13 protein-coding genes and 1 tRNA gene are annotated in these 14,215 nt (G+C 59.2%); 5 read left to right on the top strand and 9 right to left on the bottom strand.

Annotated elements, in window-relative coordinates; translation table 11 throughout:
• Positions 1-114: 114 nt before the first annotated feature.
• From ACURWW_RS01405 to ACURWW_RS01435, 7 genes are all read right to left on the bottom strand, one after another.
• A tRNA-Ser gene (locus tag ACURWW_RS01405) sits at positions 115-205 on the bottom strand.
• 286 nt (positions 206-491) lie between these two features.
• Complete coding sequence (gene csrA / locus ACURWW_RS01410) at positions 492-689, bottom strand: carbon storage regulator CsrA (protein ID WP_445615224.1); 198 nt, start codon at positions 687-689, stop codon at positions 492-494.
• A 245-nt stretch (positions 690-934) separates the two neighbouring features.
• A complete protein-coding gene (locus tag ACURWW_RS01415) occupies positions 935-2,176 on the bottom strand; it encodes an aspartate kinase (protein WP_445615225.1) in 1,242 nt (413 codons plus the stop codon).
• A gap of 270 nt (positions 2,177-2,446) precedes the next feature.
• Positions 2,447-5,044 carry an alanine--tRNA ligase gene (gene alaS, locus ACURWW_RS01420; RefSeq protein ID WP_445615226.1) on the bottom strand — a complete coding sequence of 866 codons (2,598 nt, stop codon included), beginning with the start codon at positions 5,042-5,044 and terminating at the stop codon, positions 2,447-2,449.
• Positions 5,045-5,490: 446 nt separating this feature from the next.
• Complete coding sequence (locus ACURWW_RS01425; protein ID WP_445615227.1) at positions 5,491-5,841, bottom strand: histidine triad nucleotide-binding protein; 351 nt, start codon at positions 5,839-5,841, stop codon at positions 5,491-5,493.
• 14 nt (positions 5,842-5,855) lie between these two features.
• Positions 5,856-6,071, bottom strand: a complete 216-nt coding sequence (locus tag ACURWW_RS01430; protein ID WP_445615228.1) for a Trm112 family protein — start codon at positions 6,069-6,071, stop codon at positions 5,856-5,858.
• 94 nt (positions 6,072-6,165) lie between these two features.
• Positions 6,166-7,008: a M23 family metallopeptidase gene (locus ACURWW_RS01435; protein WP_445615229.1), complete on the bottom strand. Its 843-nt coding sequence runs from the start codon at positions 7,006-7,008 to the stop codon at positions 6,166-6,168.
• 288 nt (positions 7,009-7,296) lie between these two features.
• On the opposite strand from ACURWW_RS01435, the gene ACURWW_RS01440 reads away from it, so the two are divergent.
• Positions 7,297-7,665 (top strand): SpoIIAA family protein, encoded by a 369-nt coding sequence (locus tag ACURWW_RS01440; protein ID WP_445615230.1) that lies wholly within the window; start codon positions 7,297-7,299, stop codon positions 7,663-7,665.
• Between the two features lie 92 nt (positions 7,666-7,757).
• On the opposite strand, the gene ACURWW_RS01445 is transcribed toward ACURWW_RS01440, so the two are convergent.
• Together ACURWW_RS01445 and ACURWW_RS01450 are read right to left on the bottom strand one after the other, a co-directional pair.
• Positions 7,758-7,985: a ChaB family protein gene (locus ACURWW_RS01445; protein WP_445615231.1), complete on the bottom strand. Its 228-nt coding sequence runs from the start codon at positions 7,983-7,985 to the stop codon at positions 7,758-7,760.
• A gap of 205 nt (positions 7,986-8,190) precedes the next feature.
• A complete protein-coding gene (locus tag ACURWW_RS01450) occupies positions 8,191-9,054 on the bottom strand; it encodes a PRC-barrel domain-containing protein (RefSeq protein ID WP_445615232.1) in 864 nt (287 codons plus the stop codon).
• 296 nt (positions 9,055-9,350) lie between these two features.
• On the opposite strand from ACURWW_RS01450, the gene ACURWW_RS01455 reads away from it, so the two are divergent.
• From ACURWW_RS01455 to ACURWW_RS01470, 4 genes are all read left to right on the top strand, one after another.
• Positions 9,351-11,816, top strand: coding sequence for an NAD-dependent epimerase/dehydratase family protein (locus ACURWW_RS01455; protein ID WP_445615233.1), 2,466 nt, complete (start codon positions 9,351-9,353; stop codon positions 11,814-11,816).
• Between the two features lie 110 nt (positions 11,817-11,926).
• A complete protein-coding gene (locus ACURWW_RS01460) occupies positions 11,927-12,145 on the top strand; it encodes a dodecin (protein WP_445615234.1) in 219 nt (72 codons plus the stop codon).
• Positions 12,146-12,158: 13 nt separating this feature from the next.
• Positions 12,159-12,635: a hypothetical protein gene (locus ACURWW_RS01465; protein WP_445615235.1), complete on the top strand. Its 477-nt coding sequence runs from the start codon at positions 12,159-12,161 to the stop codon at positions 12,633-12,635.
• A gap of 154 nt (positions 12,636-12,789) precedes the next feature.
• Positions 12,790-14,160 carry a sigma-54-dependent transcriptional regulator gene (locus ACURWW_RS01470; RefSeq protein WP_445615236.1) on the top strand — a complete coding sequence of 457 codons (1,371 nt, stop codon included), beginning with the start codon at positions 12,790-12,792 and terminating at the stop codon, positions 14,158-14,160.
• The last annotated feature ends 55 nt before the right edge of the window (positions 14,161-14,215 follow it).

The following is a 14,215-nucleotide window of genomic DNA, read 5'->3' on the forward strand; positions in this document are numbered from 1 at the left end:
AATTCGTTCCCGACGAATTTGTCGAACCCTCTTGTCGGGTTCAAATCCCTCCCGCGGGGAGTTCAGTGGATTCTACGGAGATCGGATCGGCGAATAAGGGGAGTAGAACTGAAATGGCGGAGAGGGAGGGATTCGAACCCTCGATACCGGGTTAGGGTATACTCCCTTAGCAGGGGAGCGCCTTCAGCCACTCGGCCACCTCTCCGGGGTGCATGACGACGTGGAGTCTTCACGCAAAGGACTTTCTGTTTTAGCTGGCTCCGATGAGCATCCCGGGCCTGCTGGCGGCGTGGGAATCAGTGCTCTTCGAAAGGTGCGCGATAATAACAACATCTGCGCGAAATTCAAAGGTTCCGCTCGTTTTGATCTGTTTTCGGGTGAAATGTCGTTCAACTTTCAGCCGTGCTTGCCCCGCAGCGGCCTGAGCGGTGAGGATGTGGTTCGGCGGCCTCCTTCGGCGACCGCCCTCCGGACGGAGATCTAGCCAAAGATCAGCTGGATTGCTCTCCTGACTGTTCTTCCTGTTTTTCGCGCTGAATTCGTTGATAGATCTCTTCGCGGTGTACCGCGATTTCTTTCGGCGCGTTAACCCCGATGCGAACCTGGTTGCCCTTGACTCCGAGGACCGTGACAGTAACTTCGTCGCCAACCATCAAGGTTTCGCCAATGCGGCGGGTTAAAATCAACATTGCTAAATCTCCTTTGTTCATCCTGTGAGTACAGCATTGGCCCGTCACACCGATACTGTGCTTCCGCTTTCCGTTCCCTCTCAGCAAGCCCTAGTAAAGCATAGAACCTGCCTGCTTAACCAGAGGTCAGCCTTGGAGAGAGTAAAAGCAGTGCGGCTTGGTTTTGGATTGACTTGTTGTTATGCCGCTTCTCGTTATGGTAGTACTGATCCGTCATTGTGCAGAATTTTGGCGTTAAAATCCACTTATTCCGCTACTTCCGACGACTTCCTGTCCAGGTCAAAAGCGGTGTGCAGGCCTCTCACCGCCAGTTCCAGATAACGCTCATCAATGATCACTGAAATCTTGATCTCCGAGGTGGTGATCAACTGGATATTGATGTTGTCCGCCGCAAGTGCGGAAAACATGCGCGCCGCGACCCCCGCGTGAGAACGCATGCCCACCCCCACCAGCGAAACTTTTGCGATGTTGTCGGCGGTCAAAACCTCGCGGGCACCCACATCACTAAGAATGCTGTCCAGCACGGCCTTAGTCCGTGCCAGGTCATTGCGGTGGACGGTGAACGTCAAATCGTTGGTGTTGTTCGCCGCGGCGTTCTGCACAATCACATCCACTTCGATGTTGGCAGCGGCTACGGGGCCAAGCACCTTGGAGGCCATCCCAGGTTCGTCGGGGATTCCGACCAGAGTGATCTTGGCCTCGTCACGATTGTATGCAATGCCCGAAACCAAAGGCTGTTCCATAGATTCAACTTCCTCATCGAGAGTGATCAACGTGCCGGGACCGTCTTCAAAACTGGACAATACCCGCAGGGGAACTTTGTACTTGCCGGCAAATTCAACTGCGCGGATCTGTAACACCTTGGACCCCAGGCTGGCCATCTCCAGCATTTCTTCGAAGGTGATTTTCTCCAGGCGGGTTGCCTTGGGCACCATGCGCGGATCAGTCGTATAGACACCGTCCACATCCGTATAGATCTGGCATTCATCAGCTTTAAGTGCAGCCGCAAGCGCGACCCCGGTGGTATCAGAGCCACCGCGCCCAAGAGTGGTGATGTTGCCGTCTTTGTCCACACCCTGAAAACCCGCAACCACAATGACTCTTCGCGCGCTCAGGTCCGCCTGCATCCGATCCACATCGATATGCTGAATGCGCGCCTTGTTGAAGGCGCCGTCGGTCAACACACGAACCTGTGAGCCCGTGTAGGAGCGAGCGTCCAGTCCGCGTTTTTTGAGGGCCATGCTGAGCAGCGCGATGGTGACCTGTTCCCCGGTGGAAATCAGCACGTCCAATTCGCGGGGATCGGGATGGTCCTGAACTTCCTGGGCCAGCGCTATGAGCCGGTTGGTTTCTCCGCTCATCGCCGAAACCACGACAACCATGTCGTGCCCGTCCCGGTGGAAGCCTGCCACGCGGTCGGCGACGGCTTCGATCCGCTCAATTGAACCAACGGACGTGCCACCGTATTTCTGAACAAACAAGCTCATGTTCTGGCGTCTACTCTGAAGAGGTCGGAGAAATACGCCGGGCTTCCTTATTCCCAATTACTTCCATTCTGCCCCAGTTGGACGCAGATACTTATAGAAGCGAAAGGCTTTCACCCAAGCGCAAAAAGGCGGCCAATTTAACACTAAAAACTGACGCGTGTTAAGCATCCGCGCCGCAAATTTTGCCGCGCGGGGGGCTGACCAGAAAGGGGAAAAAGCGGCTTGGGGCGGCTCTGCGCCACCCCACACCGGTTCCTGCGGGAGAACAGATCAGCCGAGCTGGCTTTGCACCCAGCCCGGAACGGTTTTGAGGGCAGAAGGAAGCGCATCAACGTCGGTACCGCCACCCTGAGCCATGTCGGGCCGACCGCCGCCCTTGCCGCCGATGCGCTCGGCAACGGTGCGAACCAGATCGCCGGCTTTCACCTGGGCGGTGGCCTCCTTGCTGACGCCCGCCACAAGGCTGATTTTTCCGGAGTCCACCCCAGCCAGCAGCACCACGGCCCGGCCCAGCTTGTTTTTGAGCTGGTCAACCATGGAGCGCAGCGCCTTGTTGTCCAAACCGTCCACCTGAGCGGCGAGCACCTTGAGATCGCCAATCGAGCTGGCCTGTTGTAGCAGCTCTTCACTGGAAGAACTGCTCAGCTTGGCTTTGAGGGCGGTCACCTCCTTTTCCAGTTGGCGTTGACTCTCAACCAACTGTTCCACCTTGTCCACCACCCGATCGGGACCGGACTTGAGCAGGCGGGAGAGTTCCGCAATTTTCTCCTGCTGTTGATCGAACAGTCGCAGTGCCCCTTCACCGGTAACGGCTTCAATGCGGCGCACGCCGGCGGCAATACCGGATTCGGCAACAATGCGCATCAAGCCGATATCTCCGGTGCGACGCACGTGGGTTCCGCCACAGAGCTCCACCGAGAATCCCCCGCCCATGCTGAGCACGCGAACCTGGTCACCGTACTTCTCGCCGAACAGCATCATCGCGCCCTTTTCCCTGGCTGCGTCGATATCGAGAAGCTCTGTCTCCACGGCGGAATTGGCGAGTATCTGCTCGTTGACGAGCGCTTCGATCTCCTTCAACTCTTCGGGGGTCACCGCCTGCATATGAGAGAAGTCAAAGCGAAGGCGTTCGGAGTCCACCAGTGAGCCCTTCTGGGTGACGTGCTCACCTAGAACCTTGCGCAGCGCCGCATGCAGCAGATGAGTCGCCGAGTGGTTCAGGGCCGTGGCCTGGCGCACGTGAGTGTCCACAGTGAGCTGAACTTCATCGCCCTGGCGCAAGGTGCCGGACAGCAGCTTCCCGATATGCAGATGATGGTCGCCGCTCTTCTGGCAATCGCGCACCTCGAAGCGACCGCCTTTTCCTTCGATATAGCCGGTGTCCCCCACTTGCCCGCCAGACTCGCCGTAAAAGGGAGTCTGGTCCACAACGATAATGCACTCCTGCTCTTCGCGGACCTCCTCCACCACATCGTTGTCCACCAGCAACGCAAGCACACGTCCCTTGCCGTGCAACTCGTCGTATCCGCGGAACTCGGTTTTGCCGGCAATCTGCTGGGCACGGGTGTAATCCACGTTGAACTGGCCCGCGGCAGCGGACCGCTTGCGCTGCTCTTCCATGCAGCGCTCGAAACCGGCCAGGTCAAGGGTCAGATTGCGCTCCCGCGCAATATCATTGGTCAGATCGGTTGGAAAGCCGTAGGTATCGTGGAGCGTAAATACCAGTTCGCCCGGCAACTCGGTGCCGTTCAACTCCCCAAGCGCATTCTCCAGCACAGCCATGCCCTTCTCCAGGGTCTTGGCAAACTGCTGCTCCTCGGCCAGGAGCACCCGCTCAATATGAGCCTGCTGCTTGTGCAGTTCCGGATAGGCATCGCCCATTTCCGCCGCCAGTGCTCCCACCAGACGGTGGAAGAAGGTCTCGTTCTGGCCCAGCTTGTGACCGTGCCGAATGGCGCGGCGGACGATGCGGCGCAACACGTAGCCGCGCCCTTCATTGGACGGAATCACTCCGTCGGCCACGAGGAAGGCGCAGGAGCGGATATGGTCTGCGATCACCCGAAGGGATTTGTCCTCGAAATCCTGTGCACCGGTCACTTCCGCGACCGCTTTCAAAAGGTTCTGGAACAAATCGATTTCGTAATTGCTGTGAACCCCCTGCATCACAGCGGCGATCCGCTCCAGCCCCATACCTGTATCCACCGAAGGCCTGGGCAGGGGCTTCATGGTGCCGTCGGCAGAGCGCTCGTACTGCATGAACACCAGATTCCAGATCTCGATGTAGCGATCCAGGTCATCCCCTTCGCTGCCGGGCGGGCCGCCGGGCACCTCCGGGCCGTGGTCGTAGAAAATCTCCGAACAGGGGCCGCAGGGGCCTGTGTCCCCCATCTGCCAGAAATTATCCTCCTCCAGACGGGAGAATCGCTCCGGATCAACGCCGACCTTCTTGAGCCAGATGTCTGCAGCTTCGTCATCGCTTACATGAACCGTCACCCAGAGGCGTTCAGCGGGCAAGTTCAAGGTCCCGGTGAGAAACTCCCAGGCAAAGCGAATGGCGTCTTCCTTGAAGTAGTCGCCGAAACTGAAATTGCCCAGCATCTCGAAGAACGTATGGTGGCGGGCCGTGTAGCCCACATTCTCCAGATCATTGTGCTTGCCTCCGGCGCGCACGCAACGCTGGGAACTGGCAGCGCGACTGTAGGGACGCTGCTCCAGGCCGAGAAAAACGTCTTTGAACTGCACCATGCCCGCATTGGTAAACAGGAGGGTCGGGTCGTTCTCCGGGACCAGCGAACTGCTGGGTACTACGGTGTGGCCCTGGTTCTCGAAGTATTTCAGAAAGGCGTCCCGAATCTCGGCACTCTTCATAATCAATGTTCCACAAATTTGATCGGTTAAGGGGCTTGGGTAAAAGGCATGCAATGGTAGGGTTTAGCTCCATTGGACACAAGGGAGCCCCTGCAGGTCATGACCGTCCGCCAGAGCCATGTTCTGCAGAGCTTGACCGGAAAGGTTGCCTCACTTACTGTTGTGCTAGCAACCAATAGGTCTACCGGACCTTTCCGGTCCGGGTTCCACGCTTTCTCTCAGACAGCCATATGGCGGTCCGATCACAACAAAAACGATGTGGAGACGAGCTTATGAGTAGCCTGCAGCCCGGCGACGGGCAAACCCTGAAAACCCTCGGCATGATAATCGGCGCACTGCTGCTGGTGATGGGGCTGTGTATCGGCATCTCGCTGGCGATCTAGCAGCCTGCGATCCGCCCAACCCCTGCCCGGCCCTTACAGGGGATCGAAGGACCCGTGAATGGTTCAGAACCCCAGCTGCGCTTCGCTGAATTCCTTGTTACCCAGTATGTGCAGATGCAGGTGGAAGACCGTCTGACCGGCACCCTCGCCATTGTTGACGATAACTCGGAAGGCATCCTCGATGCCAAGCTGACGCGCGATTACGCCTACCCGGGTCATCAGGTGCCCGAGCAGTTCCTGGTCGGCCTCGCTGGCGTCGGCAAGCCGCGGAACGGGTTTGCGGGGAATCAGCAATACGTGGACTGGCGCTTTGGGGGCAATGTCTCTGATGCAGATGCAGAGGTCGTCTTCGTAGATCACGTCCGCGGGAATCTCCCCTTTCATGATCCTGGTGAACAAGGTCTCTTCGGCCATTCCGTCTCCTTAGACTATTGCTGAACGCGTTTCTGTCGCTGGCGGTGCGCCTCTCTCTCGGCCTCGGTGATCTGGCGCGCTTCACTCTCCATCATCACGGGGATTCCGTCGCGAATCGGGTACACCAGATTGCTGGACCAGCAGATCAGCTCCTGCTTTTCCCGATCGTACTCCAGGGGCGCCTTGCTCACGGGACACACCAGGATGCTGAGCAGTTTCTTGTCGATCATAAAGGTCCTTTGCCTGAGCCATACGCTGAAAAACGGGGACCGTGAATTCTACTGCATACGCGCAACAATTTTCAGGCCCGATCGGGACTTTGCCTCAGTCATCGAGCTCCGGCATGGGGCCGACCCGAAGCTGGGGGTCCAGCCGCTGGTTGAACCAGTTGATGCGCCAGTCCAGATGGGGGCCGGTGGCTCGCCCGGTGGCACCAACTTTCGCGATCAGGTCGCCCTGACGCACCTCCTGCCCTTCCTCGACCAGGATGCGGCTGAGGTGAATGAAGGTTGAGGAGACCCCGTGGCCGTGGTCAATGATGAGGGTGCCGCCCGAAAAGAACATATCGTCATAGGCCAGGGTAACCACGCCGTCCACCGGCGCCGCTACCGGGGTACCGTTCGGCGCCGCCACGTCCAGCCCGTAATGAGGCGTCCGTGGCTCCCCATTGTAGAAGCGCTGACTCCCGTACACTCCCGTAATCGGGCCCACCAGGGGCCACTGAAAGTCTTTCAGGAAATCCCGCCGTTCCAGGTCCTTGCTCCGTGCCGCGCGCGTCAGTGCGCTTTCCTTGCGGATGCGCGCAAGCTGCTCCGGCGGCGGGTTGACGGTCCGCGCGGGCACCCCTTCAACACGCTGGATATGATATTGGCGCTGCTGCACTGAAAATTCGTGACGCTGCTGCTTGCCTGCCGGATCCGTAACCAGCATGGCAACCTGCTCCGGCGCATCCCGGCCCAGCCCGAACACGAATGTACCGTCCGGATCCACCCGCAGAGTGCGGTCCAGAAACTCTACCCGGGAGCCCGGCGCCACTTTGCCTATCAGTAACTGCCCCTGGGTCCACTCTCCGGTGATTTCGAGGCTCATGGCCGGCGACGCGCCGAGGGCGGTGGCGAGCAGTGTGAATAACCAGATACATGCGGTGCGAAGGTGAATACTCATCATGGGAATCGTCGTTATCCGAGAACGGCGGGCAAAGGCCCGGAAAGTATGATCAATGCTAGCACAGGATGAGCATTCCGTCGGTCTCCGGCCTCACCGCCGGCGCCCCCCTGCTGTGACGGTTTTCGCATATACCCGCGCTTCAGCTGCAGATTGTCAGAAGCATTTCACTCACCGCCCGTGCTGAGTCGACGGCGGTCGATATCCCGAAGAGCTGATCAAGTCTGTCGGGGCAGCGAACCCGGCCACCGGTTAGCTGTCTCCTGAGTGCCGGTCCGCGTGGAGGTAGTCATGATTACTGTTGAAGTCGATCCCTCGATCAAAGTGGCCCTGATCAGACCGCAGGGGCTGATCAACAGCAATGACATGGAGACTGCGGTCGGGGTCGTGGAACCCTTTCTGGAACAGGAGGGCCACCTGGCAGGAATGCTGGTGGAAGCACCTCAGTTCCCCGGCTGGGATTCATTTCGCAAGGTTCTGCCCCGCCTGACGTTTTCGGGGGACGAGCACCACAGGATCAGGCGCGTTGCCGTGGCAACGGATACCGCCCTTCCCGGCGCGGAAGAGAGCCTGGGGGCGCATTTCAATCATGCCCAGGTGCGGATGTTTGGTTTCGCCGAGCGGGAAGCTGCGAAGCGCTGGGCGGCGGGCGAGCAGTAGCGAGCCGCACTGCGCTTCATCAACTGCGGACATATTCGCTCCACCGGAGCGGCCCGCGGCAGACCGTCAAGATGATGTCTTGAAACAGCGGGTTAGTCGGGAACCCACTGACCGTGTTCACTGCGGTGAAAGTCTGCTTCCAGGGAAGCGAGGGCCACCCGGTGGGCCGCCTCCTCCAGGCTGATCTTCCGGTCGCGATTGTCGGCCTTTGCATAAACCTGCCAGGCGGCATCGTAAGCTTTCTGATAGGTTTCCCGAGCCGGTACAGGAAGCGTTCTCAGCACGTTTTCCGGTAATTCCGCCATGCGGACGCTAGGCATAAATTTTCCTCCTAAAAATTTTCCCGACCAGAAAAAGATTCGGCAAGCCGCAGCTCACTGAATCGCCATGGAGAAATCGGATGCGGTGTCTTGGCGCTTGCTGCGCGGACTATTGTTGTTTGGGTCTCCTGTCTTTTTTATTTCAGCTGTTCAAGTTTTTCAGGTATTCAAATTTTTTAAGATGTTGAAGCCTGGTGGTGCCCAATCACTGGCTGTGCCCACCCGGCCGACGGTCCGCCTCATGTTGCTGCCGGGTGCCGGTGTGCCAATAAGGCTGACGGGAAAAATGACTGAATACCGCCAATTCATCATCGCGGCTAATCGGCATTTCAAATCGCGGTGCATCTTTGATGGCACTTCTGGCGACGTCCACGTACACCAGCTTTTCGTGCCACGACACCTTTTCTATCCATTGCGGCGCCAGCATGACACTCGGTCCCGGCAACCAGCGGCGGACATCGACCACCAGGTAGCGCACGGCCCAGTTCCTGGAATCCAGAACGAAATCCGCAACGTGCCCGATTTCGCCATCCGCCGCATGGATCCGGTAGCCGATGACCTCGTGCATGCTGCGCAGGTGCGATTCACGAATCTTGCGCTCGTCCGGGGGCTCCTGCCCGGGGCTTGCCTGCTGAAGGAGATCAGCGGGATAACCATGCAAGCCCCAGACATCGCCGCCAACCCAGTAGTAGGGATATCCGAAGTAGGCGTAGTATTCCCGCTCAAATCGCTCGGAGATGGGTTGGTCGGTCTCCGCACCGGGCGCATCTTCGATTTCCTTGCGAGACAGCTTGACGGGTATCTCGCGGGCTTCCACGTTCGGCTCTCCCATGGAAATGGGCGAAATCAGCACCCGTCGCCCCAGCACCCGAGCCGTGCTCGCTTCCATATACCGAAGGGTCCACTTCTCGTCATCGAACAGGAAGTCCTTGGACCGCCCCAGATCTCCGTCCCTGGCATGGAGAGTGAAGTTCTTCAATTCCGATTGCAGGAGCAACATCACCGCAGACCCATATGCAATTCCGACTTCGCTTCGGTTGATACGCGCGGACAGATCAATCGCTCCCATCTGGAAGCAATCAAGTCCCTAGCAATTAGCAACGGCTGTGTAGCAACGGCTGTGCCAGCAACAACGGCTGTGCCAGTGAAGCCGCCTGTCGGAGCCGGCGACAGAAGCACCTTCGGCAATACTGAGGAGCGAGAGACTGCGTGCAACAACTGACGTGAATGATCTTGCCCCCAGGACCTCGTAAGCTGACACGCCGACCTTGTAAGCTGACGCGCCGCTCCTGCAAAACTTACAACTCCCCACGCCTCACAGAGATTCCCGTCTTGGGACGGTATACTCCTTGCTCCACTCCAGAAATGGACAGGAACCCAACTTCAAGCAGGAAGCCCTATCTCCTCATTACCGGCTCAGGCGGGTTCATCGGCTCGGCTCTGGTCAACCACCTGGCCGGCCAGTACCACGTTATCGGCCTGGACCGAAGCGCCAATGAGTCCAACGAGCACTACACATCCCTGAGCTGCGATCTTACTGACGAGAATTCCATTCAGCAGGCACTGGACGAGGCGGCAGAACGGACGGACCATTTTGCCGCAGTCATTCATCTGGCAGCCTACTTCGATTTCAGTGGTGAAGAGCACCCTCTTTACCAGAAGCTCAATGTGAAAGGCACCCGCCTGCTGATCCGCCAGCTCCAGCGGTTCGAGGTCGAACGCTTCATCTATGCCAGTACCATACTGGTCCACCGCGGCGGCGAGCCCGGCGTTCCCATCGACGAGGATTCACCATTGGAACCCCGCTGGGCCTACCCCATCTCCAAACTGGCCGCCGAACAAGCCATCGAGCAGGAATGTGGGGACATGCCCTACGCCATCCTTCGGCTTGCGGGCCTGTATACGGAAGACTGTCAGTCCCCGATGCTCGCCCACCAGATCGACCGGATCTACCAGGACAAGATCACCGGCCATGTCTATGCCGGCGATCCCGACCGTGGCCAGAGTGCGTTACACATCGAGGACATGCTGAGCGCGCTTGCGGCTTGCATCGAAGCGCGTAACAGGTTGCCCAACCACTTCGTGGCGCTCATCGGCGAACCCCTGGTGAGCACCTACAGCGCCCTGCAAAATCGTATCGGAGATGAACTTCACGACGAGCCGGTCCATACCCTCAGTGTTCCCAAGCCGCTGGCAAAGATCGGCGCCTGGGCCCAGGAAAAAGCGGAGCCCCTGATTCCCGACGCCATCGACCAGGGGCAGAAGCCCTTCATCCGGCCGTTTATGATCGACCTGTCGGAAGATCATTATGAGCTGAATATCGCCCGTGCCCGCGAAGCATTGGGGTGGGAACCGCACCACTCTTTGCGCGACGAACTTCCGCACCTGATTGCCCGGTTCAAGGAAGACCCGAAACGCTGGTATCGGGTGAACAATATGACTCCACCCAACTGGCTGCAGGAAGCAACCGAGGCTGCAGAATCTCCGGACCAGGTCCAGGAGCGCCTGGACCGACTGGAAGAGCACCTCGAACACGAGCACCAGCAGTGGCTCTGGGCTTACGCTGTCTCCGCGGTACTAGGCGTGTGGCTGATCACCAGCCCTCCCACACTCGGTTACGCCGACACCCCCATGGCTATCAGTGACGTACTCAGTGGCGCCCTGATTCTGGTCTTCGCCCTGCTGTCGCTGTCACGGTACCTGGCCTGGGCGCGCTGGGGTGCAGCCGCGGTGGGCCTATGGGCGGCGTTTGCGCCCCTCGTATTCTGGACCCCGAGTGCGGCGGCTTACCTGAACGGTACCTTGGTGGGGTTTGCAGTTGCCGGCCTCTCCACCATTGCCAGGCCCACGCCCGGCATTGACCCGGCCGCGCGCCTGCACCGCGCCGCCGTCCCCCCGGGCTGGAGTTATGCCCCCTCCACCTGGCCCCAGCGCCTGCCCATTATCCTGCTGGCCGTGGTGGGCCTGTTACTGTCCCGCTACATGGCCGCCTATCAGCTTGGCCACATTCCCGCCGTGTGGGATCCGTTCTTCGGCGACGGCACTGAACGGATCATCACCTCTGAAGTGTCCGAGGCCTGGCCGGTACCGGACGCCGGACTGGGCGGGCTGGTGTATCTGGCCGAAATCCTCGCGGGAAGCATCGGCAGCCGCTACCGTTGGCACCAGATGCCCTGGCTCACCCTGCTCTTTGGTTTCCTGATTGTTCCCCTCGGCGCCGTCAGCATCTACTTCATCATTATTCAGCCCATCGTGATTGGCACCTGGTGTACAGCCTGCCTGATTGCCGCAGCCGCAATGGTGTTTCAAATCCCCTACTCCATCGACGAGATCGTGGCCACGGGTCAACTCCTGGTAAAGAGGGCCCGCCGCGGGGAACCCTGGCTGCGCATCCTTCTGTTTGGAACTCCGATGGACCGGGAATCAGCGGAATCACCGCTGACCCGCGAGCGCCTCACCACAGACCAGCCCCGCCGTGCCGCCGACGTGTCAGCACCCTGGACCTTGTGCGTGAGTGCCTTGATCGGAGTTCTGCTGATGTTCAGCCGGTTGACCGTGGGCGCCGAACCCGGGCTGGCCCACGCGGATCACCTGATCGGCGCCTTGGTGATTACCGTATCCGTTGCGAGTTTTGCCCAAAGCGCCCGCCCCCTGCGCTTCGTCAATGGTGTGCTGGGCGTGGCGCTGATTGCAGCTCCCTTCCTGTTCTCGGGCGGCAATCTGGCAGCGGGCATCCTGGATGTGGTCCTCGGGTTGGCCCTGATTGCACTGTGCATTCCGCGGGGCCGGATATCCAGCCGCTACGGCAGTTGGGACCGCTATCTGATCTGAGTTTGGCCGGCTTCTGCGGGCAAAAGCCGCTGGTCCGGATCTTGAATCGAATGCATCGCCCGCAGCGAACAACCGCCGCAGGCAGGGAGATCAGTACAAAGGAGCATCCAATGGAGCACACTTACAAACTACTGGAAGTCGCCGGCTCCTCACCCGACGGCCTCGAGCAAGCCATCAATAATGCGATTGAGCGTGTGGGAAAAACCATGCATGCCTTGCGCTGGTTCGAAGTCATCGAAATTCGTGGTGAACTGAGCGACCACGGGGTGAAGCACTGGCAGGTTCACTTGAAGGTGGGGTTGACTCTGGATGAACCCGGCGAATCCTGAGAGAGGTTCAGCAGTGACTAAAAGAGAGAACCGCGACAGCTATTTATCCGAAGAACAGGTAATGGGTCGCGTTATCGATACATGCGACAAAATCAGCCAGTTCCTTGCCACGTTGCGGGAACACTCGGACGATGCGCGCACCCAGCTCCACATCGACAACCTGATTCAATTGCAGGACGAGCTGACTGGCAGGATTGCCGAATACCGGCAGACCGCCCCCTCGAAAGTGAAGAACACCTACATGCAGTACGTGGACCCTGGCAGCGGCAAAGTGGACGAGATGATTGCGGAACACGGGGAGCAAACCTCCCTGGATGACGTGACCAACACGATTTTGGCGCTCAACGGGGAGTTGGCGCAAGAGCTGGAGCATGTCTCCATCAATGAGGGGATTGAGGAGTCGCGGGACGCTTTTGGTAACCTTCAGGCCCTGATCGAGGATACTTGCCACCGCATGTCTGTGTCCCGGAGCATGGCGGATGACATGTAGCATGGAGCTCAAGGGTTCCCACGGAGAAACTAAAATCCCGCCGGTTCGTCTATAACCCAGATTTCCGTTCTATATGAAGTGAAACCCGCTCCCTCGGCTCGGACCCGACCTACATTGCGCAGGCGACTGGAGAGAGTTCCGCTCTGGAGTTTCCATGGACAGACAACCTCTGGCCATACTCGTCGTTAACGGCGAGAACAGAATGGCGACCATTTCCGCCCAGCTTCGGGCCAGTGGATTTCGGTTACTCACGGCACGCTCGGTCGTCGAAGCCAATCGCCAGCTTGATCAGACACTGCCGGACCTGGCGCTGGTGGCTTTGCATCTTCCCGACGGCGAGGGTTTGAGCCTTCTCTCCCATCCCGCGCTCGAAAGCACGCGCAGTGTGATCCTGATCGCCGATGAAGACGACCCCGATCAGGTCCGCCGCGGCTTCCTCGCCGGGGCAGATTTCTTCTTTTGTCACCCGGCGGAAGAGCGCTACCTTGCCGCGCTTTTTGGCGACCTCGCAGCGGAGTACACCAATGACCACGTCACTCCCCTGCAGGGGGACCAACCGACGCTGGAGTCCTTCGCGTTACTGCGCGGCAGCTCGCCGGTCATGCACAGGCTCTACCGCATTCTGCGCAAGGCTGCCTCGAGCCAGGCAGGCGTTTTTCTGGTGGGAGAGCCCGGCACGGGCAAGAACCTGGTTGCGCAGAGCCTTCATTCCTTAAGCCCTCGCGCCAGTGGTCCCTTTGCAAGCCTCAACTGCGGGGCGTCCAATGGCGACAAGCTGGAGAAAGAACTCTTTGGCCAGGAAATTATCAATGGCGGCACGGAAGTTCGCGCTGGCTGTCTGGAGCGGGCCGACGGGGGTACGCTCTTTCTGGACGAAATCACCCGCATGCCCGAGGATCTGCAATTACAGCTGCTTCGGGTGCTGGAGACCGGACGTTTCTGCCGCGTCGGCGGCCGGCGCGAACAGACAACGGATCTGCGCATAGTGGCATCAAGCGCCCGTGATCCGGAAGCCGCCATTAAGGAAGGTGATCTGCGGCAAGACCTTTACTACCGGATCGCCGGTCTGTGCGTGCACGTTCCTCCCTTGCGTCTGCGCGGCAACGATATCCGCGGTCTCGCCGAACATTTTCTGGCCCTGTTCAATGAGGAAGCGGGTACAGCCAAACGTCTCACACCGGATTCGGCGGCATTACTGGATAGCTACGGGTGGCCGGGGAATGTGCGAGAGTTGCGCAGCATGATGCAACAGGCCTTCATCATGGCCGACGAGGAAATAACCCCTGAATATCTTCCTTCACTCCATACGGCAACAGCTGCCGGCGGCGACGTTCTCCAACTGAACATTGGCGATTCCGTGCAGGACGCCGAGAAGAAGCTGACCCTCGCCACCCTTTCCTTTTACAAAGGAGACAAACGCAAGGCCGCCCACACACTGGGCGTCAGCCTTAAAACCCTGTACAACCGCATCAACGCCTACCAGGCACCTACGGCCGATCATAAAAAACGCGCCTCCGCCGAGTAGCGCGCAGCCGCCGGTTGGATCAGCGGCGCTACAGTCCGCACTGTTGGGTTACGGC

It is taken from the genome of Gilvimarinus sp. F26214L (assembly GCF_054401055.1).

Excerpts from the sequence above, each read along its gene's own strand:
- csrA (WP_445615224.1), bottom strand. The coding sequence starts at position 689 with ATGTTGATTTTAACCCGCCGCATTGGCGAAACCTTGATGGTTGGCGAC.
- ACURWW_RS01415 (WP_445615225.1), bottom strand. The coding sequence starts at position 2,176 with ATGAGCTTGTTTGTTCAGAAATACGGTGGCACGTCCGTTGGTTCAATT.
- alaS (WP_445615226.1), bottom strand. The coding sequence starts at position 5,044 with ATGAAGAGTGCCGAGATTCGGGACGCCTTTCTGAAATACTTCGAGAAC.
- ACURWW_RS01425 (WP_445615227.1), bottom strand. The coding sequence starts at position 5,841 with ATGGCCGAAGAGACCTTGTTCACCAGGATCATGAAAGGGGAGATTCCC.
- ACURWW_RS01430 (WP_445615228.1), bottom strand. The coding sequence starts at position 6,071 with ATGATCGACAAGAAACTGCTCAGCATCCTGGTGTGTCCCGTGAGCAAG.
- ACURWW_RS01435 (WP_445615229.1), bottom strand. The coding sequence starts at position 7,008 with ATGATGAGTATTCACCTTCGCACCGCATGTATCTGGTTATTCACACTG.
- ACURWW_RS01440 (WP_445615230.1), top strand. The coding sequence starts at position 7,297 with ATGATTACTGTTGAAGTCGATCCCTCGATCAAAGTGGCCCTGATCAGA.
- ACURWW_RS01445 (WP_445615231.1), bottom strand. The coding sequence starts at position 7,985 with ATGCCTAGCGTCCGCATGGCGGAATTACCGGAAAACGTGCTGAGAACG.
- ACURWW_RS01450 (WP_445615232.1), bottom strand. The coding sequence starts at position 9,054 with ATGGGAGCGATTGATCTGTCCGCGCGTATCAACCGAAGCGAAGTCGGA.
- ACURWW_RS01455 (WP_445615233.1), top strand. The coding sequence starts at position 9,351 with ATGGACAGGAACCCAACTTCAAGCAGGAAGCCCTATCTCCTCATTACC.
- ACURWW_RS01460 (WP_445615234.1), top strand. The coding sequence starts at position 11,927 with ATGGAGCACACTTACAAACTACTGGAAGTCGCCGGCTCCTCACCCGAC.
- ACURWW_RS01470 (WP_445615236.1), top strand. The coding sequence starts at position 12,790 with ATGGACAGACAACCTCTGGCCATACTCGTCGTTAACGGCGAGAACAGA.